A 16,155-nucleotide genomic window follows, 5' to 3' on the forward strand; every position below is an offset into this window, starting at 1 on the left:
GGGGCGGACTACTGGAGAAGGCGGGCGATGGTTTCCGCCGCCTTGCGGCAGTCGCTCGCTGAGGCGTCCAGGTGGGTGACCAGGCGGAGTTGGGTGGCGTCTACTCCGCCGATCAGGACTCCCTGGGTTTTGGCGGTTTCGATGACCTCGGCGACTGACTTGCCGGTGGTTACGATGTCGGCGACGACGATATTCGTCTCCACCTGGTCCGGCTTGACCGAGCCCGGCGCGGCGTCTGCCAGCAGCTCGGCGATCTGCTGGGCGTGGGCGTGGTCCTCGGCGAGGCGCTCCACGTTGTTCCGTACTGCGTAGAGACCCGCGGCCGCCAGTACGCCGGCCTGCCGCCACCCTGCCCCGAGGCGCTTCCGCCAGACCCGGGCCTCCTTGATCAGCTCCGCAGAGCCGACCAGCACCGACCCGACAGGAGCCCCCAGCCCCTTAGACAAGCAAACACTCGCAGCCGCCGCGCGAGACGCATAGGCAGAAAGCGGTACTCCGGACGCCACCGACGCGTTCCACAGCCGAGCACCGTCCAGGTGGAGCGGCAGCCCGATCGTGTCGAGCTCGTCGGCCAATGCGTCGTACGAGGTCTGGATCGTGCCACCGCCGAAGTTGTGCGTGTTCTCGACGGACACAGCGGACGTCGTCACGAAGTACGGGCCGAGGTCGGGGGCGATCAGGCCGCGGATCTGGTCCAGGTCGATCTGGCCGCCCGGCGCGCTCCAGGTGCGGGTGGTGATGCCGCTGATCGCGGCGTGGGCGCCCAGCTCGGCGCGGGCGATGTGCGCGCTTGCCTCGCAGAGCACCTCGGTGCCCGGAGCCGCCAGGGCGCGGACGCCGAGGATGTTGGCCAGCGAGCCGGTCACCGTGAACAGCCCGGCCTCGTGCCCGAGCAGCGCGGCGATCTCGTTCTCGAGCTCGGTGACGGTGGGGTCCTCGCCGTACACGTCGTCGCCGACCGGGGCGCTGGTCATCGCGGCCAGCATCCCCGCCGAGGGCTTGGTGACGGTGTCCGAGCGGAGGTCGATCATGCCCGGGCGCTCCGGAGGCGCTCGGCCACCAGGAAGGCGAGCTCGAGCGACTGGTGCCGGTTCAGCCGTGGGTCGCAGGCCGTCTCGTACCGGTTCACCAGATCTTCCGCGACCAGTGCCTCGCCGCCGCCGAGGCACTCGGTGACATCGTCGCCGGTGAGCTCGATGTGCATGCCGCCCGGCCAGGTGCCGACCTGCCCGTGCACGTCGAAGAAGCCCTCCACCTCGTTGATCACGTCGTCGAAGTTGCGGGTCTTGTAGCCGTTCGGGGTCTCGTAGGTGTTGCCGTGCATCGGGTCGCAGACCCAGGCGATCGGCGAGCCGTGGTCGCGGACGGCCTCCAGCAGCGGCGGCAGCCCGTCGCGGATCTTGCCCGCGCCCATCCGGGTGATGAAGGTCAGCCGGCCCTCGATGCCCTTCGGGTTCAGCTTGTCGATCAGCTCCCGGATGTACTCCGGAGTCGTGGTAGGGCCGATCTTCACGCCCAGCGGGTTGGTCAGCGACGCCAGGAACTCCACGTGCGCGCCGTCCAGCTGCCGGGTCCGCTCCCCCACCCAGAGCAGGTGGCCGGACACGTCGTACGGCTGCTCGGTGCGGGAGTCGATCCGGGTCAGGGCGTGCTCGTACTCGAGGATGAGCGCCTCGTGCGACGCGTAGAAGTCGACGGTGTGGAACTCCTCCGAGTTCGCCCCGCAGGCCCGCATGAAGGCCAGCGCCCGCTCGATCTCACCCGCCAGCTGCTCGTACTTCTGCCCGACCGGGGAGGACTTCACGAAGTCGGTGTTCCAGGCGTGCACCTGGTGCAGGTCGGCGTACCCACCGGTGGTGAACGCGCGGGTCAGGTTCAGCGTGGCGGCGGCCGCGTTGTAGACGCCGCGCAGCCGCTCCGGGTCCGGGATCCGCGACTCCTCGGTGAACTCCAGCCCGTTGACCGCGTCACCCCGGTACGACGGGAGGGTGACGCCGTCGCGGGTCTCCTCGCCGGAGCTACGGGGCTTCGCGTACTGACCGGCGATCCGGCCGACCTTCACCACCGGCACGCTCGCGGCGTACTGGAGTACCACGGCCATCTGCAGCAGCACCCGGAGCTTGGCCCGGATGTTCTCGGCGGTCACTCCTTCGAAGGTCTCGGCGCAGTCCCCGCCCTGCAGCAGGAACGCCTCGCCGCGCGCGACGGCCCCGATCTTGGTGGTCAGGTCGTCGCACTCACCGGCGAAGACCAGCGGCGGCAACTTCCTCAGCTGCCCGATCACCTGGTCCAGCGCCACCGGGTCCGGCCACTCGGGCTGCTGCAGCGGCTTCAGCCCCCGCAGCTCCTCGAGACTCGGAACCCCGGGCACGACCCCCGCACTCAACGTGGCAAATTGCATGGCCCAACCCTATTCCAGCCGTCCCCACGCCTGCGTTCCCGTCTCACCCAGCCAGCGAGCTGGGGTCCGGGGGTACGTCGACCGCCTGGCTGCGGAGGACCGTCAGGGGGATGGTTTCGAGGGACCGGGCGTGGGTGGAGGCCAGGACCACCGGAGCGGCGGCGCCCGCGTGGTACGCCTGCAGCCAGCGGGCGGCGACCACGCACCAGCGGTCCCCCGGCTTGAGCCCCGCGAAGCCGAACTCGGGCCGCGGGGTGACCAGGTCGTTGCCGACCGAGCTCTGGTGGGCGAGGAACTCCGTGGTCATCACCGCGCAGACCGTGTGGCTGCCGAGGTCCTCGGGGCCGGTGGTGCAGCAGCCGTCGCGGAAGAACCCGGTGATCGGGTCGGTGCCGCACTCCTCCAACGGCTCGCCGAGCACGTTCAGATCGGTCTCCACCGGAGCGGTCAGGAGGCCTTGGTGTCGCCGAGGCGGGGCTTGATGTGGTCGTCGACGGACTCGCCGGCCTTGATGAGCTCCTTGGCCTTCTCGGCGTACATGTCGACGTACTCCTGGCCGGACAGCTCCATCAGCGCGTACATGATCTCGTCCGTGACCGAGCGCAGCACGAACCGGTCGCGCTCCATCCCCTCGTAGCGAGAGAAGTCCAGCGGCTTGCCGATCGAGACGCCGGGGCGGACCAGGCGCGGCAGCCGCCGGCCGGGCTCGCGGATCAGCCACTGCGGCCAGACCGTGCCGGGCGGGTTCAGCTTCTCGGTGTCGATCATCGCGACCGGGATGACCGGCACGCCGGCCACGATCGCCATCCGGGCGACGCCGGTCTTGCCCTTGTAGAGCCGGCCGTCCGGTGAACGGGTGCCCTCGGGGTAGATGCCGAAGAGCTCGCCCTTCTGGAGGATCTCCAGACCGGTGTTCAGCGCGGCCAGCGAGGCCCGGCCGCCGGACCGGTCGATGGGGATCTGCCCGACCGAGCGGAAGAAGGTGGCCACCAGCCGGCCCTTCAGCCCGGGCGCGGTGAAGTACTCCGACTTGGCCGGGAAGACGATCTGCCGGGGCACCGCGACCGGCAGGAACACCGAGTCGCAGAAGGCCAGGTGATTGCTGACCAGCAGGGCCGGCCCTGACGAGGGAATGTTCTCCAGCCCCTCGACCCTGGGACGGAAGAGGAGCTTCGTAATCGGTCCGACGAAGAACCGCCTGAGGAACAGGTACAGCAACGCCTTCACCTCCGTCACTCGGCCGACACCCTACGTTCCACTCTCCTCCTCGGGCAACGTCACCGCCAGGAATACGCGGGTAGCACTCTGTGTTGGCATCCGGTTGCAGACTGGGTGCGACGTCGGTCACGAGACCCGAACGACACCCGCGCCGGGGTGGGCGGGTGGCTCCGCGGCTGCGACCATTGGCGTCTCAGGATGTCCGCGACCGTCTAGGAGTACCCGTGCCAGTGCAAGCTCATGCGGAAGAGTTCCGCAGCCCAGGATCCGGTGAGAACGCCGCCACCGGGGTCCTGCTGAGCCACGGCTTCACCGGATCACCGCGGGCGATGCGCCCCTTCGCCGAGCACCTCGCCACCGAGGGGTACGGCGTCGCCGTACCGCGGCTGCCCGGGCACGGCACGCACTGGCGGGAGATGAACACCACCCGCTGGCAGGACTGGTACGCCGTCCTCGACAACGAGCTCGAGCGGCTCCGCAAGGAGCACGACCGGGTGTTCGTCGCCGGGCTGTCGATGGGTGGCTGCCTGACCCTGCGGCTGGCCGAGGAGCACGGCGCCGACATCGCCGGGCTGATCCTGGTCAACCCGTCCGTGCGCACTGACGACAAGCGGCTGGTGCTGCTCCCGGTGCTGCAGCGGCTGGTCCCGTCCTTCCCGGGCATCTCGAACGACATCAAGAAACCCGGTGTGGACGAGGGCGCCTACGACCGGATGCCGCTGCGCGCGCTCCACTCGCTGTCGCAGCTCTGGCAGCTCACCCGCGACGATCTGGGCAAGGTGACGCAGCCGGTTCTTCTGTTCCGCAGTACTGTCGATCACGTCGTGGAGCCGAGCTCGGGCCGGACGGTGCTGGCGTCGATCTCGTCCCGCGACGTGACCGAGACCCTGCTCGAGGACAGCTATCACGTGGCCACTCTGGACAACGACGCCCCGCGCATCTTCGCCGACTCGACGGCCTTCATCCGGCGGGTCGGTACCGATGCGTGACAACGGCCTGACCGCTTCGGCCTACACCTCGCTGGGAGGGATCGATCCCCTCGTCGCCGAGCCCGTCCTCGCCGCGCTGGCCGAGGCCGGCATCGCCGCGTACGCCGGTGCGCCGGGCGAGCCCGGTCCGTCGGCCTCCGAGGCTCCGGCCGAGCCCGCCGGTGAAGGTAAGTCAACCGCCGAGACCCCGAGCCCGGCGCCCGCGAAGGCGGATGAGGCCGCGGTGAAGATCCCGGCCGGCTTCGAGGAGATCTTCGTCGCATCCGGCGCCGAGGAGCAGGCGCGCGCGGTGATCGAACGCAGTACCGAGGACGCCGAGTGGGCGTCGCTGGTCGAGCAGTTCAACGCGCCGTCCGCGCCGGGTCACGACGCGGACCCGGTACCGCAGTGGCCGGCCAGCGAGGAGGTGGACGAGAACTCCTACGAGCCGCTGATCGACGTACCGTCCGGGCTGATCGTCGGCGACACCGACGAGGACCCGCCCGAGGAACCGCCGGCCCGCCGGACCGAGGACCCGCACGACCACTACGTCCCGCCGGAACCGCCGCGCGGACCGAAGCTGGACTGGATCAGCCGGGCCGCCTGGCTCGGCCTGCTCGGCGGACCGGTGCTGCTGATTCTGGCCGCGCTGCTGGACTTCGGCACCGGCCGGATCACCACCATCGCGGTGGTCGGCTTCATCGCCGGCTTCCTCACCCTGGTGATCCGGATGAAGGACCGCCTTCCACCAGATGACACGCCTGACGACGGCGCGATCGTCTGACGCTAGAGTTCGGATCGTCGGACAATCCGACGAGCTGAGGCGGAGGAGGCACCTGTGCAGGTCACCGAGACGGTGGAGATCACCGGCCACCTGATGGACTCCGGGCTGCTGTCCCGCGTCCTGGACGACATCCGCGGGTACGGCGGTGAGTACACGCTGGACCGGTTCGACCTGGGCTACGACAAGGACGACCCGTCGACGGTCCGGATGACGGTCGGCGCCGAGGACGAGGAAGCCCTGCAGCGACTGCTGATGCGGATCCAGACCAAGGGCGCGAACCTGGTCGATCCGGGCACGCCGGAGATCTCCGAGGTGACCCAGGACGGCGTATTCCCGGACGGCTTCTACTCCACCACGAACCTGCCGACCAGCGTCCGGCTGAGCGGCCACTGGGTGCAGGTGCGGAACCCGGAGATGGACTGCGGCCTGCTGGTCGAGGGCGAATCGGTCCGGACCATCCCGATGTCCGAGGTGAAGGCCGGGATGAAGATCATCTCGAGCGCGCAGGGCGTCAAGGTCACTCCCCCACTGGTCGCGAACACCGAGGAGTCGTTCGGCTTCATGGAGTCGGACGTGTCCAGCGAGAAGCCGCAGCGGGTGCTCGTCATGCAGGTCGCCGACGGCATGCGCGAGGCCAAGGCGAACGGCCAGAAGGTGCTCTGGGTCGGCGGGCCCGGCATCGTCCACACCGGCGCCGCGCCGGCCATGGTCGCCCTGGTCGAGGCCGGGTACGTCGACGTGCTGTTCGCCGGGAACGCCCTCGCGACGCACGACATCGAGTCGTCGCTCTACGGCACGTCGCTGGGCGTCGACCTGGCCCGCGGTCGTGGGGTGGAGCACGGTCACGAGCACCACATCCGCGCGATCAACACGATCCGCAAGGCCGGCTCGATCGCCGAGGCCGTCGACAAGGGCGTCCTGACCTCGGGCGTGATGCACTCGCTGGTGAAGAACGGGAAGAGCTTCGTGCTGGTCGGCTCGGTGCGCGACGACGGCCCCCTGCCGGACGTCTACACCGACGTGCTGGAGGGGCAGCGCGCCATGCGGGCCGAACTGCCAGGCGTCGGCTACTGCCTGATGGCGGCGACCATGCTCCACTCGGTTGCCACCGGCAACATCCTGCCGGCCTCCATCCCGCTCACCTGCGTTGACATCAACCCGGCGACCGTGACGAAGCTGGCCGACCGCGGCTCCTCCCAGGCCCGCGGCATCGTCACCGACGTCGGCCTGTTCATCGAGCACCTCGCCCGGGAACTGGCCCCCGACTACTCAGGAGACAGCAAGTAGCTCCCTGCCGGGCCAAACTGTCGGCGGTCTGGTCCAGGCTGGGGTCATGGCACTGAGAACGAAGGCGCACTGGTTCGGCGTCGCGCTCAACTCGCCGGACCCACAGAAGCTGGGCCGCTTCTACCAGCGGTTGCTCGGCTGGACGCTGTATGCCGACGAGCCCAACTGGGTGACCCTGGCACCAACCAAGGAGGCGGGTTACAACCTGGCCTTCCAGCGCGAAGAGCTCTACGAGAGACCCGTGTGGCCCGCCGAGGAGGGCAAGCCGCAGATGTCGATCCACCTCGACCTCGAGGTGGACGACCTGGACGAGGCGGTCGCGCACGCGGTCGAGGCCGGCCCCGAACTGGCGTCGTACCAGCCTCAGAAGGATGTGCGGGTGATGCTCGACCCGGACGGGCACCCGTTCTGCCTGTACGTCGACTAGCCGCGTGTGGGGCTGGTTACGGCGACGCGGACCGGCAGCGGGCAGGATGTCGGTATGACCGAACTGGTGCACCTGAGTGTCGACGAGGGCGTTGCGACGATCACGCTGGACTCGCCGCACAACAAGAACACGCTCTCCCAGCAGCTGACCAGTGAGCTCCTCGCTCATCTGGCGGCGGCTGATGCCGACGAAGCGGTGCGAGTGGTCGTGATCCGCTCCGCGCTCGACGTGTTCTGCTCGGGTGCCGACCTGTCCGAGGCGACCACGGTCGGGATGGGCGTAGGCGCCCAGCGGATGGTGGATGTGCAGCGAGCGATCGTGGCGAACTCCAAGCCCGTGGTGGCTCGCGTGGCCGGGCCTGTGCGTGCCGGTGGGATCGGGATTGTCGCGGCCGCGGACATCAGCGTCGCCGGTGAGAGTTCCACCTTTGCCCTGACCGAGGTCCGGCTCGGGCTCGCCGCCGCCACGATCTCCCTCACCGTGATCCCGCGGCTGACCGATCGCGCCGCGTCCCTGACGTTCCTGACCGGTGACGGATTCGACGGCGCCGAGGCGGCCCGGCTGGGGCTGGTCACCCGCGCTGTCCCGGACGACGACCTGGACGCCGCGCTGGCCGCAGTACTGAAGTCACTGCTCAAGGGTGTGCCGCAGGGCCTCAGGGAGACGAAGAAGCTGCTCAATCGGAAGCTCCTCGCCGACATCGATGCCCGCGGCACCGATCTGGCCGAGCTCTCCGCCGGCCTGTTCGGCTCCCCCGCCGCCCAGGAAGCGATGCTGGCCTTCTTGAACCGAAAGAAGGGTTAGCCCGCGCGCCAGCCGCCGTTGCTGGTGAGGAGCTGGCTGTTGATCCAGCCGCCCTCGGGTGAGCAGAGGAAGGCCACCAGATTCGCCGTGTCGGCGGGTTGGCCGGGCCTCTTCAGCGGGTTCTCGGCGGCGAACTGCTCGACCATCTCGGGCGTCATCCAGCCGGTGTCGATCGGGCCCGGATTGATCACGTTCGCGGTGATGCCGAGGTGGCTGAGCTCCTGACCCGCCGCCAGAGTGATCCGATCCAGCGCGCCCTTGCTCGCGCCGTACGGCAGGTTGTGCACCGTGTGGTCGCTGGTGAGCGCCACGATCCGGCCGTCCCCGTACGGCGCGGCGTACTGCTCGGCGAATGCCTTGATCAGCAGCCAGCCGGCCCGGGCGTTCACCGCGAAGTGCCGGTCGAAGCTCTCGATCGTGGTGTCGAGGATCCCGCTGTCCACGGACTCGCAGTGCGACATCACCAGCGCCTGCACGGGTCCCAGTGCCTCGTTGGTCGCGCGGAACACCTCGGTCGGCGCGGCGGTGTCCTCGAAGTCGCCCTCGACCGCGAACACCCGCGCGCCGTGCTTCTCGAGCACCTCGGTGATCTCGTCCCGGGCGGCCGTGTCCTGGCCCCAAGGCATCCGGTCGTCGTACCGGCTCAGGTAGGTGAACGCGACGTCCCACCCGGTCGCCGCCAGCCGCTCCGCGATCCCGGCCCCGATGCCGACCCGGCGTCCCACTCCGGTCACCAGCACAACCGGCCTCTTCAGCTCGCTCATCCCGCCATCCTGCCGCCGGAATCCCCAGCACACAAAGGGTTTTGCGGTAACCGATTGCGGGACGATCTACTACCGCCTGCGGGCCACCGGACATCGGGAGCGCTGGCGTGAGGCCGTCAGTGATCCGCTGTTGGAGTTTCAGCCGGGCTGATCTCGAGCAGCATCGGCAGGTGGTCCGAGCCCGCGGCCAGGTCGTCGCGGGTGACACCTTCGACCGAGCCGAGCGGGATCACCTGACCGTCGAGGCCCGGGGAGAGCAGCGCGCCGTCGATCCGCTTGACGGGGTTGTTCGAGTGGTACGTCGGCCCGGCGTCGGCGCCGAGATCGGTCAATCCCTCAGCAGCAAGGCGTTCCCAGACCGGGCCGTCCGGTTCCTCGTTGAGGTCGCCGACGAGGAGGTAGGGCAGGTTGAAGGAGTTGCAACCCTTCAGCACCTGCTCGAGCTCGTGCCGGCGGCCCCGGATGTGCAGTCCGAGGTGACACACGACCATCGCGAGATCCACGCCGCCGAGAGTGACCCGGCCGCCGACCGCGCCACCCGGGAGCTGGGTGGCGATCAGCCGGAGCCGTCGGCGTACGAACGGCCGCCAGACCCGCCAGTTCAGGGGATCCGCCAGCTCGGTGCCATCGGCAACCAGGATCGCGTTGCGCGCGGACGCCGCGACGTACCGGAGGCCGAACGTCGCCGCCATCGCCTCGCGCTTGCGCCTGGTCCCCCACCACGTCGGCGCCTCCTGGATCAGCGCGACATCGGGCGCGCAGGCGCGAACCACCCGGGCCAGCGCGTCGCGATCATCACCCCAGCGGTGCACGTTGTACGACAGCACCCGCAGCGACGGGCCCGCTGTCATACCTCAGTCTCGTCTTGCAACTCCCGCTCGGGATCCGGCGCCGCAGTACGCATCCCGGTACGGCGGCCGACCGACTTGCGCGCAGCCCGCTCCAGCCGGGTGGACCGGCCGCTGCGGGCTGCGGTCTTCGCCGTCACCGCGGTCGTCTTGACCCGCACCCGCCGCAGCCAGGTGGCCTCTTCGCGCGCGAGGTCCGCGGCCCCGACCATGCCGGCCTCCGGACCCAGTACGGCACGCACGATCCGCGCCTCCGGGCGGAATCCACGTCCGGTCAGCGTGCGCTTGAACGCCTCGCGGGCGGGAGCGAGCAGCAACTCGCCGGCGTCGGAGACACCGCCACCGATGACGAACGTGCCGGGGTCGAGCGCGGCGGCGAGGTTCGCCAGGCCGATGCCCAGCCAGCGGCCGACATCCTCGAGCAGTTCGACCGCGACCGGGTCGCCGTCCTTCGCCAGCTCGGTCACCATCGGCCCGTTGATCTTGCGGGGATCACCGTCCGCGGCGCGGAGCAGGTTGTGCGCGACCGGGGAGCCGGACAGGGCCAACTCCCGCGCCTCGCGGGTCAGCGCGTTGCCCGAGGCGTACTGCTCCCAGCAGCCGCGGTTGCCGCACTCGCACCGATGTCCGCCGGGCACGACCTGCATGTGCCCGAACTCGCCGGCGATGCCGAACTTGCCCCGCTGCAGGGCGCCGTCGTTGAGGATCGCGCCGCCGATCCCGGTACCGAGTGTGACGCAGACCAGGTGACTCTCCCCCTGGCCGCCGCCGAAGCGCCACTCCGACCAGGCCGCCGCGTTCGCGTCGTTCTCGACCACCACGGGCAGCCCGAGGCGGCGTTCGACCGCGTCGCGCAGCGGCTCGTGCCGCCAGGCGAGATGCGGGGCGAACAGCACGGACGACCGGGTGCCGTCGACGAACCCGGCCGCGCCGATCCCGACCGCGATCACGTCGTGCCGCGACTCCAGGTCGTGCACGATCTCGGCGATCGCGTCCTCGGTCTCCCTGGGGTCCTTCGTCGGGGTGTCCCGGCGCAACCGGTCCAGGATGTTGCCCTCCGGGTCGACCACTCCGGCGGCCACCTTGGTGCCACCGATGTCGATCCCGATCGTCAACGCCTGCGTCAGAGCCATCGACCCTCCTAACGGCCGGCCGGCCGACGGGCCAGGTCCGCGGCGCCGATGATGCCGGCGTCGTTACCCAGTTCCGCCAGGCCGAAGCTGGGGTGCGGCCGGTTCGCCTTGGCCGGCAGGTTCTTCTCGAACGCGACCTGCGCCGACTTCAACAGTAGTTCCTTCGCCGCGCTGACCCCGCCGCCGATCACGATCGTGCTCGGGTCGAACAGCGTCGCGATGCTCGCCAGGCCCTCCCCCAGCCAGCGGCCGAGGTCGTCCAGCAGCTCGACCGCACACGGGTCGCCGGCCGCCGCGGCCTCGGTGATCATCGGGCCGGTCAGCTCCGCCGAGTCAGTGATCCCGCAGACGCTCAGCATCTGCGCCGCGGCCAGCGAACCGGACTCCGCCTGCGCCCTGGCCTCGCGGACCAGCGCTCGGCCGGAGGCGTACTGCTCCCAGCAGCCGCGCCCGCCACAGCCGCAGCGATGCCCGCCGGGCACCACCCGCATGTGCCCGAGCTCGGCCGCCACACCATGCGCGCCACGCAGCAGCTCACCCTCGATCACGACGCCGCCGCCGATCCCGGTACCGACCGTCACGCAGACCATGTGTTCGACGTTCTTCGCGGCGCCGAAGGCGAACTCACCCCAGGCAGCCGCGTTCGCGTCGTTCTCCACCACGACCGGCACCTTCAGTACTTCGCTGACGCGCCGGCCGAGCGGCTCGTCCCGCCAGGCGAGGTTCGGGGCGAACAGCACCGTCGAGCGGTCCGAGGAGACGAACCCGGCGGCGCCGATCCCGACCGCCTCGACCTCGTGCTCCTTGATCAGCTCGGCGGCCGCGTCGCAGATCGCCTGTGCGGTCTCGTCGGTGGAGTCCGCCGGGGTGTCGCGTTGCGCGCGGGCGCCGATCTTGCCGTCCGCTCCCACCACGCCGGCGGCGATCTTCGTACCGCCGACGTCGATGCCGATGCTCAGTCCCATGGTTCGGGGTCCTCACTCACGTCGATCCTGTCCACCCGGGACCGGGCGGGCCGTTCCGTGTCCTGTGTTCGGGCTGTTTGCGCCTCCGCGTCCGCACGGGCCTGTCGCGCAGCCTCCGCGGCGGCCTCCAGCAACGACCGGACCGATCCGAGCACCCCGGCGGCCGCCATCGACAGCTGCTCGATCGTCTCCGGGCTGGTGTGGCGCACCTTCGCGATCAGCTGGCAGACGGGACACCACTGGCACTCGGCCGCACCACAGCGCGCCGTACCGTGCCCATCCTGTACTCCGGGTCCGGGCGCGGCCGGCTCGTCCGCGTCGGGCTCCTCCGGCGGCGGCGGCGCGGGGTCCTGCTGGCGTGCGGCCTGCTGGAGGACGGCGAACAGCTTCGCGGCCTCCTCGGCAACGGTTCCCACCGGCTCCTTGCTCACCTGGTTCCCTCCGTGATCGCGGCCGGACCGGGATCGAACTGCTGGCTCATCTGTTCCCGGATCTCCTGCGCCAATCCCTCCTGCACCAACCCCTGCTGGGCCAGCCCCTGCGCTGACTCCAGCGGGCCAGTCATGATCGGCAGTTCGGAGGGCTTCGGCAACGGCTCGCGCGGCGCGAACCGCACCTGCAAACGTCCGTCCTCCAGTCGCGCCCCGGCGACGACGCCCCGAGCCAGCGCGGCCGGCAGCGGCAGCACCCGGCGGTACGAGCCGACCGTGATGATCAGTTCGTCGCCGTGCCGGGCCAGCTCCAGGTCACTCGCGGATGCCAGCGGCAACGGCATGGTCAGAGTGTAGGTCCGGCCGTCGGTGTCGATGTGGCGATCCACCCACAGCGAGGTCTCGTCGGTGGCCCGCGCGAACGGGTCGTCCTTGCCGTACATCTCCACGGCGAAGGCCGCGAGCTCCTCGACGCCGACCGGCTCGCAGGCGCGGTACGGCGACTCCCAGATCGGCAGTGGGCGGAACGAGTCGGCGACGTCCTCGAGGATCCCGCGCTGGGCCGCGACCCACTGCCGCCGCCAGTTGTCGGCACCGGCCGCCGGGAACACCCGGTTCGCGACGACCCCGTCCACGCGGTAGCCGTACAGGGACAGGGTTGTGAGCGAGCGGCGCGCCTCGGCGACCACGACCGCCTCGGGCGTGAGCACGAGCCGCACGGAGGCGTCGGGACCGGCCAGCAGCGCGCGGATGTCGGCCAGGTCCCGGTGCAACCGGCGCAGGGCGTCGAACACGTTGTCGTCCGGCATCGGGATGCCGGCGGCCTTGCTCAGCAACGGCCGGAACGTGCGGACCACCTTGCGCTCGACGTTGAAGATCCGGTCCATGTACCAGTTCAGCGCCTCCGGCAGCGCGAGCAGCCGCAGCGTCTCGGCGGTCGGCGCGCAGTCGACCACGACCACGTCCCAGCGGCCGGACCGGACGTGGTCGCGCACCTCGAGCAGCGCGAGGACCTCCTCCGCGCCCGGCAGCACGGTCAGCTCCTCGGCCTCGATCGGGTCGACCCCGACCACGTGCAGGACCGAGCGCAGGTACGCCTGGATGTCGCCCCAGGAGCGCTCGAACCGGCGCTGCGCGTCGATCTGCTGGACGAACAGCAGGTCGTCGATCTCGGTCGGCTCCTGGCCGACGGCGCTGTCGAACGCGTCCGACAGCGAGTGCGCGGCATCGGTGGACAGCACCAGCGTGCGCAGGCCACGTAGCGCGGCGAGCGTGGCGGTGCCGGCCGCGGACGTGGTCTTTCCCACGCCGCCTTTACCTGTGTACAGCAGGACCCGGGTCACGGGTCAGGACTCGACGCGCTTCTTGAGCCCCTTCAGGGCGGTGTCGATGATGACCTTCTCGGCCTTGCGCTTGAGCATCCCGATCATCGGGATGGCCACGTCGACGGCGAGCCGGTACGTCACCTCGGTGCCCTGGTCGCCCAGGTCGCGCAGGACATAGGCGCCGTCCATGCCTTTCACCATCTTGGCCTGGACGAGCGTCCAGGTGACCTCGTTGCGGGACCACACGTAGTCCAGCGTGTACTCGTCGGAGATCGCCCCGGCATCCACCTTGAACCGCACCTGTTTCGGCCGGCCGGCCTCGTCGGTGGACAGCACCTCGGTCTCGCGCATCGAGTCGGCCCACTCCGGATACGCCTCGAAGTCCGCGATCACCGCCATGATCGCCTTCGGGGTCGCGTTCACGACGATGGTCGAGGTGGTCTGCTCTGCCATCGATTCACCTCTCCGTTGCCGGGACTTGGAAGGGGCGCCGCCGCCCTCCCCGGAGACTATCGCGGGTTCCCAGCCGGACCTGCGCTCGCCCGCGGCGCGGCCTCGCTCGACTTCGTCCTTGAACCGCCAGATGTTGTCCCGGTACCGCGCGACGTACTGCTCCTGCAGCTTCGTGAGCCCCCGGCGGCCGGTCCGGCGTACCGGGTCGACCCGGAGGTACCAGTGCACCACCACGCCGTCGCGGACCTGCTCGAGCCACCACTCCGCAGTACCGATCGCGGCGCCGGTGACGGCCCACCGGACGCCCTCCAGGCCGCGGCGCTCCGACGGGGTCATGGTCAACTCGGGCCACCACTCGCGCCAGAGGGTGTCCTCACCGAGACGATCCGCGACGTAGGCTGGATCAGCAACGACCAAGTCGTCGCAACTGATGTCGAGCGATGGCATAGCTAGTTCCCTGGGTCACACTCATCTGGCTACTTCCGGGTAGGTGACTGTAGCGTGCGCCGGAGTCGACTATTCGTGACCGACTGAGGAGACGCGGAATGCGTGAATACACCACCCCCGCTGTGATCGAGCCACCGACCACCGGCAGCCTGAGCGATCCCGTCTGGGCGAACGCGTCCTCCCATCCTGACACCGCGGTCTTCAGCCGCCGGGTCGACGGCGGCTGGCTGGACATCTCGGCGGCCGAGTTCGCCCGCCAGGTGAGCGGGGTGGCGAAGGGCCTGATCGCAGCCGGGGTGAGGCACGGCGACCGGGTCGCGCTGCTGAGCGCCACGCGGTACGAGTGGACCCTGATCGACTACGCGATCTGGAGCATCGGCGCGGCCACCGTGCCGATCTACGAGACCTCCTCCGCGTCCCAGGTCCAGTGGATCCTGACCGACTCCGAGGCCGTCGTCGCGATCGTCGAGAACGCCGCGCACGGCGCCGTCGTCGAGTCCGCCCGGGCCGAGGCGCCTTCGCTGCAAGAGGTCTGGCAGATCGAGTCCGGCGCGGTCGACGAGCTCACCGTGCTCGGCCAGGACATCGCCGACGCCGAACTGGACAAGCGCCGTACCGCCGTGGTCCCTGGTGACCTCGCGACGCTGATCTACACGTCCGGCACCACCGGCCGCCCCAAGGGCTGCAAGCTCAGCCATGCGAACTTCATGGACGAGCTCGGCACCGCTGTGAAGGTGCTGCCCGGCCTGTTCAAGCTGACAGGCGCCTCCACTCTGCTGTTCCTGCCGCTGGCGCACGTGTTCGCCCGGATCATCCAGGTCGGCTGCGTGATGATGCGGGTCAAGGTCGGCCACACCGCGGACGTGAAGAACCTGGTAGCGGACCTCGGCGAGTTCAAGCCGACCTTCATCCTCAGCGTGCCGCGCGTCTTCGAGAAGGTGTTCAACACCGCCAGCCAGACCGCGCACGCGGCCGGCAAGGGCAAGATCTTCGACGCCGCCGCGGAGACCGCGATCGCCTACTCCCAGGCGCTGGACAAGGGCGGTCCGAGCTTCGGCCTGAAGGCCAAGCACACCCTGTTCGACAAGCTCGTCTACGCCAAGCTCCGCAACGTCCTTGGCGGCCAGGTCGACTACGCCGTCTCCGGTGGCGCCCCCCTCGGCGACCGCCTCGGCCACTTCTTCCGCGGCATCGGCGTACCGGTCCTGGAGGGCTACGGCCTCACCGAGACCACCGCCGCCCTGGCCGTGAACCTGCCCGACGACATCCGCATCGGCACCGTCGGCAAGCCCCTGCCCGGCGTCACCGTCGGCGTCGCCGAGGACGGCGAGCTCTGCTTCAAGGGCGGCCAAGTGATGCTCGGCTACTGGAAGAACGACGAGGCCACCGCTGCCGCGATCGACGCCGACGGCTGGTTCCACACCGGCGACCTGGGCGAGTTCGACGTCGACGGCTTCATCAAGATCACCGGCCGCAAGAAGGAGATCCTGGTGACGGCCGGCGGCAAGAACGTTGCCCCCGCCGTACTGGAGGACCGCATCCGCCTGCACCCCCTGGTCAGCCAGTGCATGGTCGTCGGCGACGGCAAGGCCTTCATCGCCGCCCTCGTCACCATCGACCCCGAGACCATCGGCGCCTGGGCCACCAAGAACGGCAAGCCCAACGACATGTCCACCCTGGCGACCGACAAGGACCTGATCGCCGAGATCCAGTCCGCCATCGACGACGCCAACACCGCGGTATCAAAGGCCGAAGGCATCAAGAAGTTCACCATCCTGGAAACCGACTGGACCCAGGAGAACGGCGAACTCTCCCTCAAACTCTCCCTCCGCCGCCACATCGTCATGGAAAAACACAAGGCCGACGTAGAAGCCCTGTACCAGAAGTAACAGCTGGTACT

17 protein-coding genes are annotated in these 16,155 nt (G+C 69.8%); 6 read left to right on the forward strand and 11 right to left on the reverse strand.

The features are described from left to right. Window positions 1–8: 8 nt before the first annotated feature. From EV648_RS06225 to EV648_RS06240, 4 genes are read right to left on the reverse strand one after another with little or no spacing between them, the layout of a single operon-like run. A complete protein-coding gene (locus EV648_RS06225) occupies window positions 9–1,031 on the reverse strand; it encodes a low specificity L-threonine aldolase (RefSeq protein WP_132285985.1) in 1,023 nt (340 codons plus the stop codon). After that, complete coding sequence (locus EV648_RS06230) at window positions 1,028–2,401, reverse strand: class II 3-deoxy-7-phosphoheptulonate synthase (protein WP_132285988.1); 1,374 nt, start codon at window positions 2,399–2,401, stop codon at window positions 1,028–1,030. The genes EV648_RS06225 and EV648_RS06230 overlap by 4 nt, the downstream gene beginning before the upstream one ends. Window positions 2,402–2,444: 43 nt before the next feature. Beyond that, on the reverse strand, window positions 2,445–2,840 hold the full coding sequence (locus EV648_RS06235; protein WP_132285991.1) for a DUF2237 family protein: 396 nt from the start codon (window positions 2,838–2,840) through the stop codon (window positions 2,445–2,447). 8 nt (window positions 2,841–2,848) lie between these two features. After that, window positions 2,849–3,637 (reverse strand): 1-acyl-sn-glycerol-3-phosphate acyltransferase, encoded by a 789-nt coding sequence (locus EV648_RS06240; protein ID WP_241994929.1) that lies wholly within the window; start codon window positions 3,635–3,637, stop codon window positions 2,849–2,851. A 206-nt stretch (window positions 3,638–3,843) separates the two neighbouring features. Between EV648_RS06240 and EV648_RS06245 the strand changes: the two genes are divergently transcribed. Genes EV648_RS06245 through EV648_RS06265 form a run of 5 tightly spaced genes read left to right on the forward strand, consistent with a single transcriptional unit; the run spans window position 3,844 to window position 7,889 of the window. Next, entirely contained in the window at window positions 3,844–4,608 is a 765-nt protein-coding gene (locus tag EV648_RS06245; protein ID WP_132285994.1) for a carboxylesterase, read from the forward strand. After that, the gene (locus EV648_RS06250; protein ID WP_132285997.1) at window positions 4,601–5,371 is read left to right on the forward strand and encodes a hypothetical protein; all 771 of its coding nucleotides are present in this window, start codon (window positions 4,601–4,603) and stop codon (window positions 5,369–5,371) included. Before EV648_RS06245 ends, EV648_RS06250 begins: the two co-directional genes overlap by 8 nt. A gap of 54 nt (window positions 5,372–5,425) precedes the next feature. Continuing rightward, complete coding sequence (locus EV648_RS06255) at window positions 5,426–6,658, forward strand: TIGR00300 family protein (protein WP_132286000.1); 1,233 nt, start codon at window positions 5,426–5,428, stop codon at window positions 6,656–6,658. Window positions 6,659–6,704: 46 nt separating this feature from the next. After that, window positions 6,705–7,085: a VOC family protein gene (locus EV648_RS06260; protein ID WP_132286003.1), complete on the forward strand. Its 381-nt coding sequence runs from the start codon at window positions 6,705–6,707 to the stop codon at window positions 7,083–7,085. Between the two features lie 54 nt (window positions 7,086–7,139). Then, window positions 7,140–7,889, forward strand: a complete 750-nt coding sequence (locus EV648_RS06265) for an enoyl-CoA hydratase-related protein (RefSeq protein ID WP_132286005.1) — start codon at window positions 7,140–7,142, stop codon at window positions 7,887–7,889. Here EV648_RS06265 and EV648_RS06270 read toward each other — a convergent pair. From EV648_RS06270 to EV648_RS45060, 7 genes are all read right to left on the reverse strand, one after another. After that, window positions 7,886–8,653: an SDR family oxidoreductase gene (locus EV648_RS06270; protein ID WP_132286008.1), complete on the reverse strand. Its 768-nt coding sequence runs from the start codon at window positions 8,651–8,653 to the stop codon at window positions 7,886–7,888. The genes EV648_RS06265 and EV648_RS06270 overlap by 4 nt on opposite strands. 116 nt (window positions 8,654–8,769) lie before the next feature. Then, complete coding sequence (locus tag EV648_RS06275) at window positions 8,770–9,504, reverse strand: endonuclease/exonuclease/phosphatase family protein (RefSeq protein ID WP_132286011.1); 735 nt, start codon at window positions 9,502–9,504, stop codon at window positions 8,770–8,772. Then, the gene (locus tag EV648_RS06280; protein WP_132286014.1) at window positions 9,501–10,634 is read right to left on the reverse strand and encodes an ROK family glucokinase; all 1,134 of its coding nucleotides are present in this window, start codon (window positions 10,632–10,634) and stop codon (window positions 9,501–9,503) included. Before EV648_RS06280 ends, EV648_RS06275 begins: the two co-directional genes overlap by 4 nt. Window positions 10,635–10,642: 8 nt before the next feature. Continuing rightward, complete coding sequence (locus EV648_RS06285; RefSeq protein ID WP_132286017.1) at window positions 10,643–11,599, reverse strand: ROK family glucokinase; 957 nt, start codon at window positions 11,597–11,599, stop codon at window positions 10,643–10,645. Further along, the gene (locus tag EV648_RS06290) at window positions 11,590–12,030 is read right to left on the reverse strand and encodes a hypothetical protein (RefSeq protein ID WP_132286020.1); all 441 of its coding nucleotides are present in this window, start codon (window positions 12,028–12,030) and stop codon (window positions 11,590–11,592) included. Before EV648_RS06290 ends, EV648_RS06285 begins: the two co-directional genes overlap by 10 nt. Continuing rightward, entirely contained in the window at window positions 12,027–13,373 is a 1,347-nt protein-coding gene (locus EV648_RS06295) for an ArsA family ATPase (protein ID WP_132286023.1), read from the reverse strand. Before EV648_RS06295 ends, EV648_RS06290 begins: the two co-directional genes overlap by 4 nt. Before the next feature lie 3 nt (window positions 13,374–13,376). Continuing rightward, window positions 13,377–14,255 carry an SRPBCC family protein gene (locus tag EV648_RS45060; protein ID WP_132286026.1) on the reverse strand — a complete coding sequence of 293 codons (879 nt, stop codon included), beginning with the start codon at window positions 14,253–14,255 and terminating at the stop codon, window positions 13,377–13,379. Between the two features lie 98 nt (window positions 14,256–14,353). Here EV648_RS45060 and EV648_RS06305 point away from each other — a divergent pair, with 98 nt between their 5' ends. Next, window positions 14,354–16,144, forward strand: a complete 1,791-nt coding sequence (locus EV648_RS06305) for a long-chain fatty acid--CoA ligase (RefSeq protein ID WP_132286029.1) — start codon at window positions 14,354–14,356, stop codon at window positions 16,142–16,144. The last annotated feature ends 11 nt before the right edge of the window (window positions 16,145–16,155 follow it).

Origin of the sequence: Kribbella sp. VKM Ac-2568 (genome assembly GCF_004345365.1) — a bacterium.
In the GTDB taxonomy this organism is placed as follows: Bacteria; Actinomycetota; Actinomycetes; order Propionibacteriales; family Kribbellaceae; genus Kribbella; species Kribbella orskensis.